The sequence below is a fragment of the Sellimonas intestinalis genome (genome assembly GCF_001280875.1).
Lineage (GTDB): Bacteria > Bacillota > Clostridia > Lachnospirales > Lachnospiraceae > Sellimonas > Sellimonas intestinalis.
The window spans coordinates 53,840-73,396 of sequence record NZ_LGAJ01000012.1 but is presented as its reverse complement, the minus strand read 5'-3'; the positions used below and the strand labels follow the sequence as shown (position 1 = coordinate 73,396).

General features: G+C 36.7%; 19 protein-coding genes. All 19 read left to right on the top strand.

What is annotated here, in order from left to right:
- Window positions 1-196: 196 nt before the first annotated feature.
- The 19 genes from AOA56_RS11660 to pfkB all read left to right on the top strand — a co-directional run bounded on the left by AOA56_RS11660 (window position 197) and on the right by pfkB (window position 19,557).
- The gene (locus tag AOA56_RS11660; protein ID WP_048620404.1) at window positions 197-769 is read left to right on the top strand and encodes a PglD-related sugar-binding protein; all 573 of its coding nucleotides are present in this window, start codon (window positions 197-199) and stop codon (window positions 767-769) included.
- A 23-nt stretch (window positions 770-792) separates the two neighbouring features.
- Window positions 793-1,410, top strand: coding sequence for a sugar transferase (locus tag AOA56_RS11655; RefSeq protein WP_053769715.1), 618 nt, complete (start codon window positions 793-795; stop codon window positions 1,408-1,410).
- A gap of 20 nt (window positions 1,411-1,430) precedes the next feature.
- Window positions 1,431-2,492 (top strand): NAD-dependent epimerase/dehydratase family protein, encoded by a 1,062-nt coding sequence (locus AOA56_RS11650; RefSeq protein WP_238117728.1) that lies wholly within the window; start codon window positions 1,431-1,433, stop codon window positions 2,490-2,492.
- Entirely contained in the window at window positions 2,492-3,580 is a 1,089-nt protein-coding gene (locus AOA56_RS11645; protein WP_053769714.1) for a glycosyltransferase family 4 protein, read from the top strand. Before AOA56_RS11650 ends, AOA56_RS11645 begins: the two co-directional genes overlap by 1 nt.
- The gene (locus AOA56_RS11640) at window positions 3,573-4,496 is read left to right on the top strand and encodes an ATP-grasp fold amidoligase family protein (protein ID WP_082349980.1); all 924 of its coding nucleotides are present in this window, start codon (window positions 3,573-3,575) and stop codon (window positions 4,494-4,496) included. The genes AOA56_RS11645 and AOA56_RS11640 overlap by 8 nt, the downstream gene beginning before the upstream one ends.
- 49 nt (window positions 4,497-4,545) lie before the next feature.
- Window positions 4,546-5,547, top strand: a complete 1,002-nt coding sequence (locus AOA56_RS11635) for a glycosyltransferase family 2 protein (RefSeq protein ID WP_053769713.1) — start codon at window positions 4,546-4,548, stop codon at window positions 5,545-5,547.
- 36 nt (window positions 5,548-5,583) lie between these two features.
- On the top strand, window positions 5,584-6,732 hold the full coding sequence (locus AOA56_RS11630) for an EpsG family protein (RefSeq protein WP_053769712.1): 1,149 nt from the start codon (window positions 5,584-5,586) through the stop codon (window positions 6,730-6,732).
- Window positions 6,733-6,746: 14 nt separating this feature from the next.
- On the top strand, window positions 6,747-7,790 hold the full coding sequence (locus AOA56_RS11625) for a glycosyltransferase family 4 protein (protein ID WP_053769711.1): 1,044 nt from the start codon (window positions 6,747-6,749) through the stop codon (window positions 7,788-7,790).
- On the top strand, window positions 7,787-8,686 hold the full coding sequence (locus AOA56_RS11620) for an ATP-grasp fold amidoligase family protein (RefSeq protein WP_053769710.1): 900 nt from the start codon (window positions 7,787-7,789) through the stop codon (window positions 8,684-8,686). The genes AOA56_RS11625 and AOA56_RS11620 overlap by 4 nt, the downstream gene beginning before the upstream one ends.
- 25 nt (window positions 8,687-8,711) lie before the next feature.
- On the top strand, window positions 8,712-9,899 hold the full coding sequence (locus tag AOA56_RS11615; RefSeq protein WP_053769709.1) for a CapA family protein: 1,188 nt from the start codon (window positions 8,712-8,714) through the stop codon (window positions 9,897-9,899).
- A gap of 18 nt (window positions 9,900-9,917) precedes the next feature.
- Window positions 9,918-11,393 carry a lipopolysaccharide biosynthesis protein gene (locus AOA56_RS11610; RefSeq protein ID WP_053769708.1) on the top strand — a complete coding sequence of 492 codons (1,476 nt, stop codon included), beginning with the start codon at window positions 9,918-9,920 and terminating at the stop codon, window positions 11,391-11,393.
- A gap of 34 nt (window positions 11,394-11,427) precedes the next feature.
- Window positions 11,428-12,186: a hypothetical protein gene (locus tag AOA56_RS11605; protein WP_053769707.1), complete on the top strand. Its 759-nt coding sequence runs from the start codon at window positions 11,428-11,430 to the stop codon at window positions 12,184-12,186.
- Between the two features lies 1 nt (window position 12,187).
- Window positions 12,188-13,588 (top strand): APC family permease, encoded by a 1,401-nt coding sequence (locus tag AOA56_RS11600; protein ID WP_053769706.1) that lies wholly within the window; start codon window positions 12,188-12,190, stop codon window positions 13,586-13,588.
- Window positions 13,589-13,599: 11 nt separating this feature from the next.
- Window positions 13,600-14,697, top strand: coding sequence for an NAD-dependent epimerase/dehydratase family protein (locus AOA56_RS11595; RefSeq protein ID WP_053769705.1), 1,098 nt, complete (start codon window positions 13,600-13,602; stop codon window positions 14,695-14,697).
- 21 nt (window positions 14,698-14,718) lie between these two features.
- Window positions 14,719-15,969 carry a nucleotide sugar dehydrogenase gene (locus tag AOA56_RS11590; RefSeq protein ID WP_274600381.1) on the top strand — a complete coding sequence of 417 codons (1,251 nt, stop codon included), beginning with the start codon at window positions 14,719-14,721 and terminating at the stop codon, window positions 15,967-15,969.
- A 657-nt stretch (window positions 15,970-16,626) separates the two neighbouring features.
- On the top strand, window positions 16,627-17,400 hold the full coding sequence (locus AOA56_RS11585) for an ABC transporter ATP-binding protein (RefSeq protein ID WP_034594831.1): 774 nt from the start codon (window positions 16,627-16,629) through the stop codon (window positions 17,398-17,400).
- Window positions 17,401-17,430: 30 nt separating this feature from the next.
- Complete coding sequence (locus AOA56_RS11580) at window positions 17,431-17,751, top strand: PadR family transcriptional regulator (protein WP_024733330.1); 321 nt, start codon at window positions 17,431-17,433, stop codon at window positions 17,749-17,751.
- Window positions 17,752-17,758: 7 nt separating this feature from the next.
- Window positions 17,759-18,430, top strand: a complete 672-nt coding sequence (locus AOA56_RS11575; RefSeq protein WP_048620389.1) for a hypothetical protein — start codon at window positions 17,759-17,761, stop codon at window positions 18,428-18,430.
- A gap of 212 nt (window positions 18,431-18,642) precedes the next feature.
- A complete protein-coding gene (gene pfkB / locus AOA56_RS11570) occupies window positions 18,643-19,557 on the top strand; it encodes a 1-phosphofructokinase (RefSeq protein WP_053769704.1) in 915 nt (304 codons plus the stop codon).

The window sequence follows — 19,557 nt, the reverse complement described above, 5'->3', positions numbered from 1 at the left end:
CGGCAAAAGGACCGCTCAGAAGGTATGTAAAACAGATCGTGAAAAAGAAAATACGATTATGTTATGTAATGATAGAAAAAGAACTGTTTGGACAGAAAAGGAAGATATTGATCGGAATCCGGACAGGAAAGAAAAAAGCAGAAACAAGATAAAGTATAGAACAAAGGAGGATTTTCGGAAACGGAGGTCCTTATTTTTGTTAAAAAAGAGGAGTGAGGGAAAGAAGATGAGAAATCTTCTGATTTTAGGAGCCGGAGGGCACGGACATGTAGTGGCTGAGACGGCAAGAGCCATGCAAGATTCAGAAGGGAATCCGATTTACGATAAGATCGATTTCCTCGATGATCTGAAAGCGGAGGCGATCGGAAAACTTCAGGATCTGCCACTGTTTAAAAAAGAATATCAGGAAGCTTTTCCGGCGGTCGGCGCGTATGGAAAACGAATGGAGTTGTATACCAGAGCGAAACGTTTTGGCTTTGATGTACCGGTACTGGTACATCCGGAAGCTTATGTAAGCCCTTCAGCAAAAATCGGGGAAGGCTCCGTCGTTCTGCCGAAAGCGGTAGTACATACGGAAGCACAGGTGGAAAAAGGATGCATCCTTTCCATTGGAAGTCTGACAGAGCATGGAGCGATCCTGGAGGAAGGAGTTCATCTGGACTGCGGAGCCATTATCAAAGGAAGCAGGATTCCAGAAGGAGAAAAGATTCCGTGTGGGATGGTTATAGAAAATCAAAATATGGACAGAAAGGAAAAAGCAAAGAATTGATGTTTTTGCTGTGAGAGTGAGAGATGAGGAAAAAAGAGTATATCAAAAAGAAAGAATATCTGGATATTTATTTGTCGCTGATGGCATTGTTTTTTTTGGCACCAGTATTTCTTACGCTGGTAATTGCGATCAAGCTGGATTCCCCTGGTCCGGTCTTTTTCAAGCAAAAACGTGTGGGAATCCACCAGAAGCATTTTAAAATCTTAAAATTCCGTACCATGCGGACGGACACTCCGAAAGATATGCCGACCCATCTGTTGCAAGATCCGGATCAGTATATAACGAAAGTAGGAAAATTTTTGCGAAAGACGTCCCTGGATGAACTACCACAACTTATCAATATCGTAAAAGGGGAGATGTCGATCATCGGACCTCGTCCAGCACTCTGGAATCAGTATGACCTGATTGAAGAGCGGGAGAAATACGGTGCGAATGACATTTTACCTGGACTAACCGGATGGGCACAGATCCACGGAAGAGATGAACTGGATATACCGGAAAAAGCAAAATTGGACGGATACTATGTAGACAATCTGAGCTTTGGTCTGGACGTGAAATGTTTTTTCGGAACCATTCTGTCAGTACTGAGGTCAGACGGGGTGGTAGAAGGCGGAACCGGAGAGATGAAGAGGAAAGGATAATAATATCGAGGTACATATAAATGAAAAAGGACAAGAAAGCTACGATAGCAGAAACAATATTTGTAATTGGTATTCCATTTATCAGTGCTGCAACCATGGTTTTTAAGATGAACCAGATGAGAACGCAAGTATATAGAGAGCTTTTAAAAAATAAAGAAAAGAAAAGAGAAAACTGTAGTAATAGAAAGCAGGATGCTATCCCATCAAGGCGTATTTTGATAACAGGACAAGGTAGTTATATAGGGGAAGCAGTAAAAAAATGGCTGATGAATTACCCAGAGAGATATGAAATTGATACAGTAGATATGATTAAGGATGCATGGAAAAATACAAATTTTTCTCTATATGATGTGGTATATCATGTGGCTGGAATTGCCCATGCTGACGTAGGAAGTGTAACAGAGGAACAGAAAAAATTATATTATCAAGTGAATACAGAACTGGCAGTAGAAGTAGCTAAACGAGCAAAAGAAAGTGGGGTAAAACAGTTTATTTTTATGTCTTCCATGATTGTGTATTCTGGATGTAAGGAGAAATTTATAACAGAAAAGACCAATCCAAAACCGCTTAATTTTTATGGAGATAGTAAGTGGCAGGCAGATCAGAGAATACAAAGTCTTAAAGATGACAAGTTTAAAGTAGTTATTTTACGTCCCCCGATGATTTATGGAAAGGGAAGCAAAGGGAATTATCCAGAACTTGCTAAATTAGCAGTGCGAATCCCATTTTTCCCAAAAACAAACAACAGAAGATCCATGCTTCACATAGATAATTTATGTGAATTTGTAAAGTTGATGATTGATAATGAAGAATCAGGAGTATTTTTTCCTCAAAATGGGGAATATACAAACACATCAGAAATGGTTCAGATGATCTCAATCGTGCACAATCATTTCATTTTTATAATTCCCGGAATGTCATGGGTTATTAGAATCATGAAACGTATACCAGGGAAAATAGGTGGTTTATCGGAGAAAGTATTTGGTGACTTAGCCTATGACCTGACATTAAGTGAATATAAAGACAACTATTGTGTACATACACTGTTAGATTCAATAAAAGCAACAGAGGAAACAGAGTAATGAAAAGAGTTTTATTTTTAGTAAACCATGATGTGGTAATTTATAATTTTCGGCGTGAACTAGTTGAAGAACTGTTAAAAGAAGGATGCGAAGTTATTATTTCATCTCCATATGGTGAGCGTATTGATCTTTTAAAAGATTTAGGGTGTAAGTATATCGAAACAAAATTAGACAGGCATGGAACAAATCCAATTACTGAAATTAAGTTATTGTTTTACTATATGGAGTTAATCAAAGCTGTAAAACCAGATATTATTTTATCTTATACAATTAAACCCAATTTATATGGAGCTTTAGCGGCAGCAAAATGTAAAGTTCCAATTTTAGTTAATATTACAGGGTTAGGATCAGCTGTAGAAAATCCAGGGTGCCTTCAAAAAGCTATGATTACAGCATATAAAATTGCATTCCAAAATGTAAAAAAGATTTTTGTACAGAATGAAGAAAACCAACATTTTTTTGTTCAGCATCACATTTCGGAAGACAAGCTAAAATTGCTGCCGGGATCTGGAGTAAATCTGCAACAGTTTCATGTACTTGATTATCCTGAGGGAGAGAATGTAGAATTTGTTTTTATTTCCAGAATTATGAAAGAAAAAGGAATTGATCAATATCTGCAGATGGCCAAATATATTAAGAAAAAGTATCCATATACACATTTTCATATTTGCGGTTTTTGTGAAGAAGAATATGAGACAGTTTTAAAGAAGTATGAGGAAAAAGGAATTATTACATACCATGGGTTGATTATGGATATTCGAGATGTATTGCAATACACACATTGTACGGTGCATCCAACATATTATCCAGAAGGGATAAGTAATGTGCTGTTGGAAAGTGCCGCCTCTGGAAGGCCGATTATTACAACAGATAGAAGTGGATGTCGTGAAGTTGTAGATGATGGAGTAAATGGATATATGGTTCCTCAGAAAGATAGTAAAGCTTTAATTCAGGCAGTAGAAAAATTTTTGAAATTGTCAAATAAAGAGAGATTTAAAATGGGGCTTGCTGCAAGAGCAAAAGTTGAACGGGAGTTTGACAGGAAAGTTGTTGTAGAAGCATATATGAAAGAGGTCAACCATGAATGAATATAAAAAATATATAAAATCTCCGAGAGTTAGGGAAAAAATTTTGAATGCGTTATTTTTTTTACCAGACAGCGTTATGTTGAAATTGCAATATAGAATTAAATTGAAACGGAGACTCAATTTAAAAAATCCTAAACGATATACAGAAAAATTACAATGGTACAAAATGTATTATAGAAATTCATTAATGCATAAATGCGTAGATAAATACTTGGTAAGAGATTATGTGAAAAAAAGAGGGCTGGAAAATATTTTGGTTGATTTATATGGAAAATATAATTCAATACACGAGATAGATTTTAAGAGCTTGCCGGAATGTTTTGTAATGAAAACAACCCATGGCGGAGGTGGACTGAATGTTGTAATTTGCAGGGATAAGAAGGAATTAGATTATGACATTTTATTAGAAAAATTGAGTTCTGGAGACAAGCCATTTAAGAAAAGGTCAGGTGGAAGGGAATGGGCATATTATGGTTTAAAACCTGGAATCATTGTAGAAGAATTGTTAGTGAATAAAAATAATCCGGAAGCCGGAATTAATGATTATAAATTTTTTTGCTTTGATGGGAAGCCAGAATATATTGTTGCTGACGTAGATCGATATATAGGCCATAAGCGTAATTTTTACGATGTTCATTGGAATAATCTACATATTTCCAGTGACTGTCCAGTAGCAGATCGGGAAATAGATAAACCGCAGAAATTACAAGAAATGCTTAAAGTTGCATCAAGATTATCAAAAGGGTTTCCATATGTGCGAGTAGATCTATACGAAATAGAGGGACAGATCTATTTTGGCGAAATGACGTTTTATCCTTGGAGTGGTTATGTTCAATTTATGCCAGATAAGTTTGATTTTATTTTAGGAGAAAAGTTTAAATTACCAAAAAGTAGAAAAGGAAAACGAATCCATTAGTGATTCATATCTATGAATAAATTGTAAAAGAAATAAGGAGAGAAAGGATATGTCCTTGTTTAGCATTATTGTACCTGTCTATAAAGCAGAAAAATATTTGGATGATTGTATTAAAAGTTTGTTGAAACAAACGATTACTGATTTTGAAGTGATTTTAGTTGATGATGGATCTCCAGATCGGAGCGGAGAAATTTGCGATGATTATAGTGAAAAATATAAGTTTATCAAGACAATACATAAAAAGAACGAAGGACTAGTAAGTGCACGAAAGGCCGGTGCAAAAGTTGCAGTAGGAAAGTATATCGTATGTGTTGATAGTGATGATTGGGTTGATGATGGCTATTTAGAGAAATTTTATACAATTATCAAGCGATTTCAACCGGATATTATATGTAGCGGTATGAAAAGAGTATTTGGCGAAAAAAGTAAAAAGGTGCAGATAAAGCAGCGAAGCGGATTTTATTCCAAAAGCCAAATTGAAGAAGAAATTTTTCCAATATTGATTCAAGGAGAAAATGGAAGTACATTTATGCCTAATATTGCTGCTAAATGTATTGAAAGGAATCTATATGTTACTGCTCAAATGACAGTTAACAATCAAATTAAAATTTCGGAAGACAAGTCTGTTACGGTTCCATGCATATATAGAAGTAATTCGTTGTTTGTTACAAAATATTGTGGATATAATTACCGGATAAACGAGGAATCAATGACTGATCGAAAACGGGTTTTTCCATGGAATGGCCCTAAATTGGTTTCAGAGCATTTGAGGGGAGAGATTGATATTGAATTATATGATTTTGAACAACAAATTGATCGTTTTATTGTGCATGCTTTATTCAATGTTATTGTTTCACAGTTTAATTCGAATAAGAAATATAAATCAGTTGTTAAAGAAATCAAAAATTATATAGAGAAGCCGTATTATAAAAAAGCAATAAAAAATGGAAAATTTAACAAATATTGGCCAGGAATATTAGCCAGATTTGTATTGCTGTATAGAATGATTTGGCTATCAAAAATATATTATTATAAGAAATACTATTTATAATTTGAACCAACAAAAAATAGGAGTGATTAAAAATAGATGGATGATATTATTTTTAACCTATCGATTTTTAGCTTGTTTTTATGCTTAGCAATTATTGGCTTGATATTATTGCTGTCGATCGGACTGGGTAGAAAAAAATTGTTGATATTATGGTTTTTTTTCATAATAGCACTCTCTGGTTTTGCATATTTTGCAGAACCTTCTCCTTCGGACGATTTGTATAGATATTATTTAAATATAAATCGATTAAGAAATGGAATACCAAATGTCCAGTTTGTAGAATCACCATTAATATTGCAAAAAATATGGTTTTTTCTTATCGCTCAAACCAATAATAATGGATGGCTGCCAGCAACGGCAGTATTATTTTTTGGTTTTTTTGTAGGTAGCATAGCGAACGATTACATGAAAAAAAATAATGTGGCAACCAGAATTATAATTTTATATTTTCTATCTTGCCTAGGATGTTGTTCAGTATTTAGTTTAATATCTGGAGTTAGAAATGTAATTGCATTTGCTTTGTGGTATTGGACATATTATTTTTTTTATGAAAAGAAAAAAATCGTATTTTATATTTTGACTCTTGTGGCTGCACTTTTACATACAGCAGTAGTAATATGTCTAATATTATCCTTGATATATCATTACTACCTTAAGATGAAAGCTGGCAAAGATTTTGTAAAAGTAGTGATTATCATAGTTTTGATAGCGTATGTTTTGCCTTCGCCATTAATAGGAAATATTCTTGCCAGAATTCCAAATTCATATGCTAATTTAATGTCACAAAAATGGAATTACTATTTTCAATACGAAGGTATTATGGGTGACATGGGCTCATTATTTGTAAGGCTGATTGTACTATTCTTTACAGGATCAGCAATATACTTGATTGTCAGAAAAAGGGGAGAGATAACATTTTCTGAATTCATATTGAGCATAGGAATACCTATGAGTTTTAGTAATATTATTTTTGAGCGTTTTATTATCTTGATTGGCTTAGTGTCATTACCCACATTAAACAATACATATCAAATAATGTCAAAAAGGATTAGATTTTTCTATTATGGAGCCACATTGATATTACTTAGTATAAGAATTTTGCTGAGTTTTTACTCTATGTTTGTATATATGAGGTTCAATGGACAAGCCTTAGGAGGTTTCTTACAGTCGATTTTTCGAGGATAAAGAGGAGTACAATTATGAAGAAAATTGCATTTATAATAATGGGTTTGCGAAATGGAGGGGCAGAAAGAGTAGTTGCTAATTTGGCAAATGAGTATTCGAGGAGAAGAGATTGTTCTTTTTATCTTATAACAGGAAAAAGCAATAAAGAGGATTATGCATTAAAAGATGAGGTGAATAGAGCATGTATTCTGTCAGGAAATTTATTGAAGGATACTTATAAATTAAGAAAGTTTTTAATTCAAAAAAGGATTAATTGTGCAGTTGGAATAGATTTGTATGCAAATTGGTGTGTATGTTTAGCAAATATTAAAATAAATACTAAAATGATTATATCAGAAAGAAATGCACCAAAACATAATTTAATTTCCGCAAAAAGTAAATTGCTGATCAAATTGACGTACTGGAAGGCCGATGCATATGTTTTCCAGACAAATCAGGCAAAAGGGTGTTACTCCAAATTAATCCGAGAAAGAGGTATTGTAATACATAATCCTGTTAAATCTAACTTGCCATTGAAAAGTCAAAAAGAATGTAAAAAAATTGTTGCGGTGGGAAGACTAAATCCTCAAAAAAATTATCCAATGCTGTTAAAGGCATTTGCTAAAGTTCAAAAGGATTATCCAGAATACAAATTAGAAATTTATGGACAAGGGGAAAAGAAGCAGGAACTATTACAGCTAATTAATGATTTGAAACTAAATAGTAAAGTATTGCTATGTGGATATTGTGCAGATGTACATAATGAAATAAAGAATGCACAGATTTTCGTTATGTCTTCTGATTGTGAGGGAATGCCAAACTCGTTGATGGAAGCGATGGCGATGGGAATGCCTGTTATTTGCACGGATTGTCCAGCAGGTGGACCAGCAGAATTAATAAGGAATGGAATAAATGGAATTTTGACTCCGGTTAGAGACAGTGACAAAATGGCAGAAAACATAAAAAAGTTAATTAATAATAAGGAGCTAAGGGATCACTTAGGAGAAGAGGCCTTCAAACTGAGAGAAACTCATAGTGTAAAAAATATAATTCGACAATGGGATGAACTGTTATTATGAGACGAATAAAGATCAAAAAAATAAGTACGAAAATAGTATTACGATTAGGAGCACTTGGATATTTACCATTTTTATCTGATGAAAAATATTTAAAAATGAAGTATAGATATATGATGAATAAAACTCTACATTTAGAAAATCCGAGAAGTTTTAGTGAAAAACTTCAGTGGTTAAAACTCCATGATCGTAATTCTAAATATATTATAATGGTCGATAAGTATAAAGTTAGAGAATATGTATCAGAAAAACTTGGAGACGAATATCTCATTCCATTAATTGGTGTTTGGGATACTCCTGATGATATAGATTTTGCATCTTTGCCAGACCAATTTGTTCTGAAATGTAATCACAATTCTGGACTTGGAATGTGCATATGCAAAAATAAAACAACTTTAAATTTGCATGAAGTAAAGAAAAGATTACGAAAAGGATTGAAACAGAATTATTTTTTAGTTGGAAGAGAATGGCCGTATAAAAATGTGAAAAGAAAAATTATCGCAGAACAATATATGAAAGATGAAAATTTGGAAGAATTAAGAGATTATAAGTTTTATTGCTTTTCGGGTAAACCTTTGTATTGTCAGGTGATATCAGATCGAAGTACAAATGAAACGATAGATTTTTTTGATATGAATTGGAAGCATATGGAGTTTACCGGCTTGGAGAAACCTTATTATCCGCATAGTAAATTGGAGATTCCCCGACCTACACAGTTTTCGTTAATGAAAAAATTTGCTGAAAAATTATCTACTAATATCCCTTTTTTAAGAGTGGATTTTTATGAAATTAATCAAAGGTTGTATTTTGGAGAACTTACATTTTTTCCGGCAAGTGGATTTGGGGAATTTGACGATAATAAACTGAATTTAGAATTGGGGAAAAGAATAAAAATATAGGAATAGTAAATGAAAGGAAATAGAGATGGCTTTTCGGATTTTAATAGGAGCAGACTTGGTTCCGACAAAATCAAATTATGAGTTGTTTATAAAAGGTGACAGTAAAGAATTAATAGGAATAGAGCTAGAGACAATTATCAAAAAAGCAGATTTTACAGTATTTAACTTAGAGGTGCCTTTGACAGATACGAAAGCTCCTATTTCAAAATGTGGACCAGCTTTAATCGCTCCAACTACATGCATTAACGGAATTAAAAAAATTAATAGATATTTTTTCACATTGGCTAATAATCATATTATGGACCAGGGAGAACAGGGGTTACAATCAACTTTAGATATATTTAGAAAAAAAGGGATAGGATTTGCAGGGGCAGGTAAATGTCTGGAAGATGCAAAAAGACCGTATATTATCGAAAGGGATTCAATGAGAATTGGTATTTATTGCTGTGCCGAGCACGAATTCTCCATTGCATCACTTGATCAGGCAGGAGCTAATCCATTTGATCCATTGGAGAGTTTAGATCACATTGAATCTTTGAAGAAGCAGTGTGATTTTATTATTGTTTTATATCATGGGGGGAAAGAGCATTACCGATATCCCTCTCCGTATTTGCAAAAAGTATGTAGAAAAATTGTGGATAAAGGGGCAGACGTAGTTGTTTGTCAGCATAGTCATTGTATTGGTTGTAAAGAAAACTGGAATAATGGAACGATTGTTTATGGACAGGGTAATTTTTTGTTTGACAATCTGGATAATGAATTATGGAAAACCAGTCTTCTTATTGATTTAAAAATTGAGGAAAATGCAACATATCAAATTGAATATATACCTATTTTGAAAAAGAAAAATGGGGTAATAATGGCAGAAGGCGAAAAAAAAGAAGAAATATTACAAGATTTTTTTAGCAGAAGCAGAAATGCGAAAAATGAAGAATTTATTAGTCATGAATTTGAGAAATTTGCATCTGATAGGTTAGATAATTATTTGTCTATTTTACAAGGAAAAAGGTTTAAGAAGTTTAGTTTTAAAGTTTGTAACCACCTCTTTCATAAAAAGCTACGTAAATGGATATTAAATCGTATTTATAGAGAAGAGGAATTTCTGCAAATAATAAATTATTTTGAATGCGAGCCCCATCGTGAACTAATTATTCAAGGGGCCAAAAATCGTGTGAGAGACAGAAAGAAAAAACAAGAACAAAAAACATTTTAAAGAGTGGGTGATATTTTAATGAACTCAAACAACTTAAACAAAAAAATTGGTATGGCAGCAAAATGGTCTATAGCGACAGAAATAGCAGCCAAACTGATATCTCCGGTTTCCAATATGATTTTGGCCAGATTTTTGACACCGGAGGCGTTCGGTGTTGTGGCAACTGTAACTATGGTTACAAGTTTCGCGGATATGTTTACAGATGCAGGATTCCAGAAATATTTGGTTCAACACGAGTTCAAAGACAAAAATGATCAATATGATTCTACGACAGTAGCCTTTTGGACAAATCTCGCTATCTCTATTTTTTTATGGTGCGTGCTGATTTTGACAAGAAATGGGTTGGCAAGGATGGTAGGAAATCCAACTCTTGGAAATGTAATTGCGGTAGCTTGCTTTTCTTTACCCCTGACATCATTCTCGAGTATTCAAATGGCCTTATTTAGACGAAAATTTGCATTTAAGACATTATTTGTAGTAAGAATAATAGCCATTTGTGTTCCAATAGTTGTTACAGTACCATTGGCCTTTATAACACGAAGTTACTGGGCGCTTATTATTGGAAATTTATCGGTTAATTTAGTTAATGCAACTGTACTTACATTAAAGTCCGAGTGGAAACCTAGGGTTTACTATAGTTTAAAAAAATTCAAAGAAATGTTTTCCTTTAGTTTTTGGACATTAATAGAACAAATTGCTATATGGCTGACATCGTATATAGATACATTTATTGTTGGGACTTTATTGACCACATATTATGTTGGGATATATAAGACGTCTACGACTACAGTAAATCAAATCATGGCATTAATTACAAGTGCTACAACACCTGTACTTTTTTCAGCATTATCCAGAGTTCAGGATGATGAGGATGAACTAAAAAAAATATTTTTTAAGTTTCAACGGTTAGTTGGAGTGTTTGTTATACCATTAGGAGCAGGGATATATTTATATAGAAATTTAGTTACAGATATTCTTTTGGGAAATCAGTGGAAAGAAGCGGCTGGTTTTGTAGGCTTATGGGGCTTGATGAGTTCAATAACTATTATCTTTAGTCATTTTAGTAGCGAAGCATATCGGGCAAAAGGAAAACCAAGAGTTTCGCTAATAATTCAAGTGTCTCATCTAGTTATTTTAGCGCCTTCTGTATATATAGCATGTCAATTTGGTTATGAAGTTCTTTATAAAGTAAGGGCATTTATTAGAATAGAATTGGTTTTAGTGAATATGATTATGATGTTTATAATGTTTAAAATCACTCCAATTATGCAGATAAAAAATATTATTCCGGAAATCATATCAACAGGCGTTATGACTATATGTGCATTAGTATTGAAACAGGTTTCTGATCAGTTCATTTGGGAGTTCATTTCAATTGCAATCTGTATAATATTGTACTTCCGAATTTTATTATTTTTGCCATATCACCGACAAGAGATTTGGGGATTAATAAAGCCGTACATTCAGAAAATCAGACAAAAGTTACATTGTTAAATAATGCAGATAAGCAAATTGGGGAGGGAAGATAATGAATAAAGTAACTCTGTTATGGTCAGGCGGCTGGGATGGTACTTTCCGCTTCCTGGAATTAATGCAACATGAAGATATAGAAATCCAACCAATCTATGTAATTGACCCGGGGCGGGAAAGTACACCATATGAAAAGAAAGCGATGAAAAAAATTATTTTCGAAGCTTCCAAAAGATTTCCAGCAAAAGTAAGAGATATTCAATTCTATGAAAGGGACTGGATTTTACAGAACTGTAAAAATGAAAAGATCAGTAATGCATTTAGGTATTTAAGAAAGAATTATAGCATCGGAACTCAATATGAGTGGTTTGCATTACTATGCGATAAACTGAATATAAAAATGGAGAGTGCTGTTGTTCATCAGTATCACGGAAAAGTAGAAGATGCAATTCATGCAGAAGGGAAATTAGAGTTAATAGAGAATGATTTTCTTCCGGAACGATATTGTGTGAAAAAGGCGGGAGAAAAAAATACAGCCTTTTTAGTGTTTGGAGATCTGATTTTACCGGTTATCAAACTGTCAAAAGAGGATGAAGAAAAGATTGCAAGACAGAACGGATGGTTGGATATTATGAAATATACTTGGTTCTGCCATACTCCTATTCATGGGAAACCATGTGGTCTGTGCAGTCCCTGTGACGATGCAATGAACACCGGTATGGAATGGAGAATGCCTAGATGTGCTCAATTTCGTTATAAGAACAGAAAATTTTTCAGGCTGATCAGAGCAATCAAAAGAAAGATAGGAATACGTTAAAATGGACAAGGGAAAAAAACTTGAAAGAAAGCTCTCATCTATTAATGTATGCTCCCTGGCATTAGGATGTATTATTGGATGGGGAGCTTTTGTAATGCCAGGGGAAATTTTTCTGGGGAAAGCAGGACCAGGAGGAACTGCGATTGCGATAGGTATAGCTGCTTTAATAATGATAATCATAGCGTTTAATTATCATTATATGATTAATAAATTTCCGATAACTGGTGGAGGATTTACTTATGCTAAAATGGCTTTTGGGAAAAAACATGCGTTTATATGCTCCTGGTTCCTAAGTATTTCATATCTTGCAATCGTGCCATTAAATGCGACAGCTTTAGCGCTGATCGGACGCAATTTGCTGGATAATATTTTTCAGGTAGGTTTTAATTATAGCGTTGCCGGTTATGATATCTATCTCGGAGAAATTATTTTAGCGGTTGGAGCCCTTTTACTTTTTGCAGTCCTAAGTATCCGTGGAGTAAAAGTTGCAGGAGTTTTCCAGACGATACTGGTATTTGCGCTTGTTGGAGGAGTGTTGATTATTAGTATATCAGCTGTGGTAAGTGGAAAGTTACATATAGAAAATTTAAGTCCGGGTTTTTATCCGTCAAATCATAAAGGGCTGGGAATATTTGCTGTTGTAGCTGTGGCACCATGGGCTTTTGTTGGATTTGATACAATTCCACAGGCGGCAGAAGAATTTAAGTTTTCTCCAAAAAAATCAAAGATTATTATGATTTTATCTATTTTATTTGGTGCGCTTGTTTATATTGTTTTAAGTACAATCACTGCGTCCGTATTTCCGAGTCAGTATAATAATTGGGTGGAATATATTAATGATCTGCCGAATCTTGAAGGTATGTTATCTCTACCTACATTTCATGCTGCATCTCAGCTTCTGGGAAATACAGGATTGCTATTTATCGGGTTAGCTGTTTTGGCTGCAATATTATCAGGAGTAATTGGGTTTTATATGGCAGCAAGCAGGCTCTTTTATTCTATGGCAAAAGAAAATGTCCTCCCATTATGGTTTGGAAAGCTCCATGAAAATTATCACACTCCTGCAAATGCCATTTTATTTATCATGGCAATTTCTATGATTGCCCCTTTTTTGGGCAGGAATGCTTTGGGATGGATTGTTGATATGTCATCGATTGGAGCTGCGATAGGATATGGGTATACTTCTGTGGCGGCTTTAAAGTATGCGAAAAAAGAGCAAAATATTTTAATAGAGATTACTGGGTGTATCGGCATTGTTATGTCGATATTTTTTAGTATTTTATTATTGATACCGATTCCGGCGTTGGATTGTTCTCTTAGTAAGGAAGCATATTTATGCTTTGCTATATGGATTCTACTTGGAATTGTTTTCTATTTCAAGAGAAATAAAGAAATGAAGTGAGGAGTGAAAAGATGAGAAAGGAAACAATGTACATTCAGGATGCCACCATCCTAATCACCGGAGCTGCTGGTTTTATCGGTTCTAACCTGGCCTTAGAACTTCTAAGATCAAACAGTCCGGTACAGATTATCGGAATTGACAACATGAATGACTACTATGATGTCAGTATAAAAGAATATCGTTTAGAAAAGATTAAGTCCATGTCGGAATCCAGACCAGATTCGACATGGACTTTTATTAAGGGCTCGATTGCGGACAGAGAATTGGTAAACGAGATTTTCCAGAAATATGAGCCATCGATTGTAGTGAATTTAGCGGCTCAGGCAGGCGTCCGGTATTCCATCACGAATCCGGACGCTTATATTGAATCCAATCTGATTGGATTTTACAACATCCTTGAGGCGTGCCGCCACTCATATGATAATGGGTTGCCGGGAGTGCAGCATCTGGTGTATGCGTCTTCTTCCAGTGTTTATGGATCCAATATAAAGGTTCCGTACAGCACAGATGATAAGGTGGACAATCCGGTCAGCCTTTACGCCGCCACAAAGAAAAGCAATGAGTTGATGGCACATGCTTATTCTAAACTATACAACATTCCTTCTACAGGATTGCGGTTTTTCACCGTGTATGGGCCAGCCGGAAGGCCGGATATGGCCTATTTTGGTTTTACGAATAAGTTGAGGCAAGGAAAGACCATCGAGATTTTCAATTTTGGAAATTGTAAGAGAGATTTCACATACGTCGACGATATTGTAGAAGGCGTCCGCCGTGTAATGGAGAAACCGCCGAAAAAAGAGACTGGAGAGGACGGACTTCCGATTCCTCCGTATGCAGTTTATAACATTGGAAACAGTCATCCGGAAAATCTTCTGGAGTTTGTGGATATTCTTCAGCAGGAACTCATCCGTGCGAATGTGCTGTCGGAAGAGTATAATTTCGAGGCCCACAAAAAGCTGGTGCCAATGCAGCCGGGAGATGTTCCTGTGACCTATGCGGACACTTCCGCTCTGGAAAGAGATTTTGACTTTAAGCCATCGACCTCTTTAAGGGATGGTCTGCGGCAGTTTGCCGAGTGGTATCACGATTTTTATATGGATCAAGAGTAAAAGAAGAAGGAGAATAAGAGAATGAGAGAGTTTCAAGATTTGAAAATAGCGGTAGCCGGGACAGGTTATGTTGGATTGTCCATTGCTACATTGCTGGCACAGCACCATCATGTGGAAGCAGTAGATATTATTCCGGAGAAGGTTGAGCTGATTAATCAGAAGAAAAGTCCGATCCAGGATGATTATATTGAGGAATATCTGGCAAGCTACACGCTGGATCTTACCGCCAGAATGGATGCAGAAAGCGCATATAATGATGCGGATTTTGTTGTGATTGCGGCTCCGACGAATTATGATTCCAAGAGGAATTTCTTCGATACATCGGCCGTGGAGTCTGTGATAGAGCTGGTACAGAAAGTCAATCCGGATGCTATCATGGTCATTAAGAGTACCATTCCGGTCGGCTACACCCGCCAGGTAAGAAAGAAATACCAGACCAAAAATATTATTTTTAGCCCGGAATTTTTAAGAGAATCCAAAGCACTGTACGATAACCTGTATCCGTCCCGGATTATTGTGGGAACCGACCCGGAGGATGAGAAAATTGTAGAGGCGGCGCATACCTTTGCCAAGCTTCTTCAGGAGGGTGCCATCAAAGAAAATATTGCTACTTTATTTATGGGATTTACGGAAGCTGAAGCGGTCAAGTTATTTGCGAATACATATCTTGCCCTTCGTGTTTCCTATTTTAATGAGCTTGATACATATGCCGAGATGAAAGGACTCAATACGAGGGAGATTATCAACGGCGTCTGCCTGGATCCTAGAATCGGGAGCCATTATAATAACCCATCATTTGGATACGGCGGATACTGTCTGCCAAAGGACACAAAACAGCTTCTGGCCAACTATGCGGATGTTCCCAATAATCTCATTGAGGCGATTGTGGAATCCAACCGTACAAGAAAAGATTTTGTTGCGGACAGAGTATTGGAAATCGCAGATGCTTATGAGGCAAACAGTAGCTGGTCCCAAGAGAAGGAAAAGGAAGTAAAAGTAGGCGTGTTCCGTCTGACGATGAAATCCAATTCTGACAACTTCCGCCAGAGCTCAATCCAGGGAGTGATGAAACGGGTAAAAGCGAAAGGAGCGACGGTATTTGTCTATGAACCAACACTGGAGAATGGTTCTACTTTCTTTGGAAGTAAAGTAGAAAACGATCTGAATATTTTCAAGAAGGAATGTGACGTGATTATTGCAAACCGATATGACTCTTGCCTGGATGATGTAAGGGAGAAAGTGTATACGAGAGATCTATTTGAGAGAGACTAGAAATGAACGAAAATAGAATAAGCTACGGCTGAAAGAAAAGAGTTCTTCTTGATTTTGCCTTATATTTATGTAAAACTGTACCTATCTAATAAAAATCTGCTTTTTATGTTTCTAGGGCATTTTGCAGAATGATTCAAGGTAACACGTTTGAAAAGTCCAGGTCATTTGTCGGGAGAACTCTTTTTCTTTTTTCGCTTCAGAAGCATATCATGTTAGAACCTTTATAGGACAGATCTTTTAGAGTCAATCTTTTTATTCATCTTTTTATCTGAGGATAGCCACTGCCACTGTGCGGCTAAAATTACTGCCGTCCGATAAGAGCGGCAGTATCAGTTAATTTTTCAAAAAATCAGTTGGTGTGATCGCCAAAACTGTGGAACCGTCAAAGTTCTTGTTATTCCTTGTGAGGATATAGCTTGCATCGATCCGCTCCTTTGCTTTTTGAGCGGACTGGAACCCTTGTAGAGTATATAGAAAATATCATGCGATTTAAAATGTTCGGTGGCAATGGGACACTTTAATCTGTATGATTCGAGTTCATGACATGGGTAAAATAGAGAATCTTACTTTTTGCCAAATCCCCTTGACAATTATCTACCTTGTTATATAATGTAGTTAAGAAAAGAACCTTATATTACAAGGTAGATAGGAGGGAAGATGATGGGAACAGTATTAGAGGTTCGGGATATTATCAGAAATTACTCAAAGAAAGGAGATGGTGCCCGTCCGTCAGAGGATGATATCAAAGTAATACGCGGACTCAGCTTGAAAGTGGAGAAAAAAGATTTTCTTGGAATTATGGGGAAATCTGGTTGCGGGAAATCCACGCTTTTGAGAGTCCTGGGACTTTTAGACCGGCCGACGGAGGGAAAAGTATTTTTTGAGGATTTCGATACAGAGGAGCTTTGGAAGGATGAGCTGGCTGATATCCGTAGACGAAAGATTGGATTCGTATTTCAGGATTATTATCTCATGGACAGTCTGACGGTACGGGAAAATATGATTTTGCCAATGATTCTTGACAAGGCAGATTCTAAGGAGATGCAAAGAAGGGCAGAAAAGTATGCCGCGCAGTTTGAACTGACCCATCTTTTGGAGAAAAAGCCAACAGAGCTTTCAGGGGGAGAGAAGCAAAGAGCGGCAATCTGTCGGGCACTGATCAATGATCCGGAGCTGATTCTAGCGGATGAGCCAACCGGAAATCTGGACTCCAAGTCTGGAAAGATTGTGCTGGATGCACTCAAAGAAATCAACGGATGGGGCAAGACCATTATCATGGTAACTCATGACCCGCAGATGGCGAGCAACTGTAAGAAAGTCATTTTATTAAAAGACGGCGTTATTTTAAAGACGCTGGAAGGAAAAGGCGACAGTGAAGAGGAGAGAGAACGGTATTACCGTGAAATTCTCGGGGAGATGGAACAACTGTAACAAAGCCAGATAGAACAGGCGGTGAGGAGCATGGATAAAGCACAGCTTATGAAAGGAATCCTGGAGGGATGTATTTTAAAAATCATCGATCAGGAAGAGACGTATGGATATGAGATCGTGACCAGACTTCAGGATTATGGATTTACGGATGCGAAAGAAGGCACGCTTTATCCATTACTGCTTCGTTTGGAGAAAAAGAAACTAATTCAAGGTGTCTTTAAAGAAAGTCCTCTTGGACCTAAGCGGAAATACTATACGTTGACACAGGACGGGGAAATGTATGTAAGCCGGTTTTATCAGGTGTGGAAAGAAGTGGAGGCTTCAGTCGAGAGTATATTTGGCGGGAGGTGACAAAGTTATGATAAGGAAAAATAATCTGGAGATACTGAAAGAAGAAAATGTGGATCGGATCGCCAATATGGGCGGTGAAATGTGGGATCAGCTCGCTCCTGTTTTCCGCTATCTGTCAATCAGCATGATATCAGAATTTGAGATCGAATCGATCAAAAAAGATTTGATAGGAATGGCGGAAGAGGCCGAACTACAGCATATTTCTCTGGAAGAGAAACTTGGAATACCGGCGAAAGAATTTTGTGAGGATCTGATTCAAAGCGTGAGACGAGATGGCGGTGGGAAATCGAAAGCTGGAGAAATATGCATGGTTTTTCTCTCCTCTGTTGTAAGAACACTGACGTTCTTTTGGGTTCTGGACAATGTTTTCTTTGGGGAACCGGGAAGAATTAATCTTTTCAGCATCTGGTTTGCCGTAATCCTGGGGGCGATAGATGTGGGAGCTCTTGTGGCGCTGAAGTTTGCGTTTGACAGACGAAAAAGAGGGATGATAGAAGTAGGCGGGCTTGTACTCATTTTAATCTGCTTTTTCTACGGTGGAATAAGAAATTCCTTTATAGTAATTAGCAGAGGATGGAATCTTTTCCTGGGAATGATCCTGATAGCTGCCACGGTGTTGACGTATGGGATACAGAGATGGTACTGGAACCGACAGTCGCAGAAATATGAATGGAAATAGATTGACATTTGAAAAAGGGCCTTCGTGATGATTGGGGATGAAATCACGAAGGCCCTTTTTTGGAAAATAACTGAAATTGACTAAAATGAGCATGAAAATGACTGATTGTGAAAGAATTACAAAAATATAAATGGATTTTTGTGAAATAATATGATTGATTTTGAATGAAAATGGAAGTATAATAAGGGCAGAAAGAACGGAGGTAAGAAAAGATGATCTACACAGTAACATGTAATCCGTCCCTGGATTATATTGTAACCGTAAATGATTTTCAACTTGGACAGACGAACCGGACGACGTCAGAACAGATGCTTCCGGGCGGGAAAGGAATTAATGTATCTACAGTACTCAAAAATCTGGGGGTTGAAAATACGGCACTTGGATTTGTAGCCGGGTTTACCGGCCGGGAGATCGTAAGAAAAGTGCGGGAACTTGGTTTTCAAAATGAGTTCCTGGAGCTTTCGGAGGGATGGTCCCGTATCAATATTAAGATGAAGGATTTTGACGGAACAGAAATCAATGGAAAAGGTCCTGAGATCAGCGAAGAAGCGGTACAGGCTCTGCTGGACAGACTGGATCAGGTTGAGGAGGGAGATGTACTTGTGCTGGCGGGGAGTATCCCGGAGAGTATGCCGTCCACGTTTTATGCGGAGATTCTAAGCCGGATGCAGGGGAGAGGAATTCTGACTGTGGTGGACGCAACAAATAATCTTCTTCTGGAAGTGCTGCAGTACCGGCCGTTTCTTGTGAAGCCGAATCAGCATGAGCTGGGAGAAATCTTCGGCGTAAAGCTTGAGACACAGGAAGATGTCATTCCATATGCCGGAGAGCTTCAGGAAAAAGGGGCAGTCAACGTGCTCGTATCCATGGGAAGCAAAGGAGCAGTGCTTCTGGATGAACAAGGGGAGGTACACAGACTTCCGGCTCCGGAAGGAAAATTGATCAATGCGGTTGGAGCAGGAGACTCCATGGTGGCAGGTTTTTTAGCAGGATGGTTGGAAAAACATGATTATGAACACGCCTTTCGTTTGGGGGTTTCGGCTGGAAGTGCCAGTGCGTTTTCGGAAAAACTGGCTACAGAAGCCGAGATACGAAACTTATATAAAACAATCGGAAATAGGAGGTAA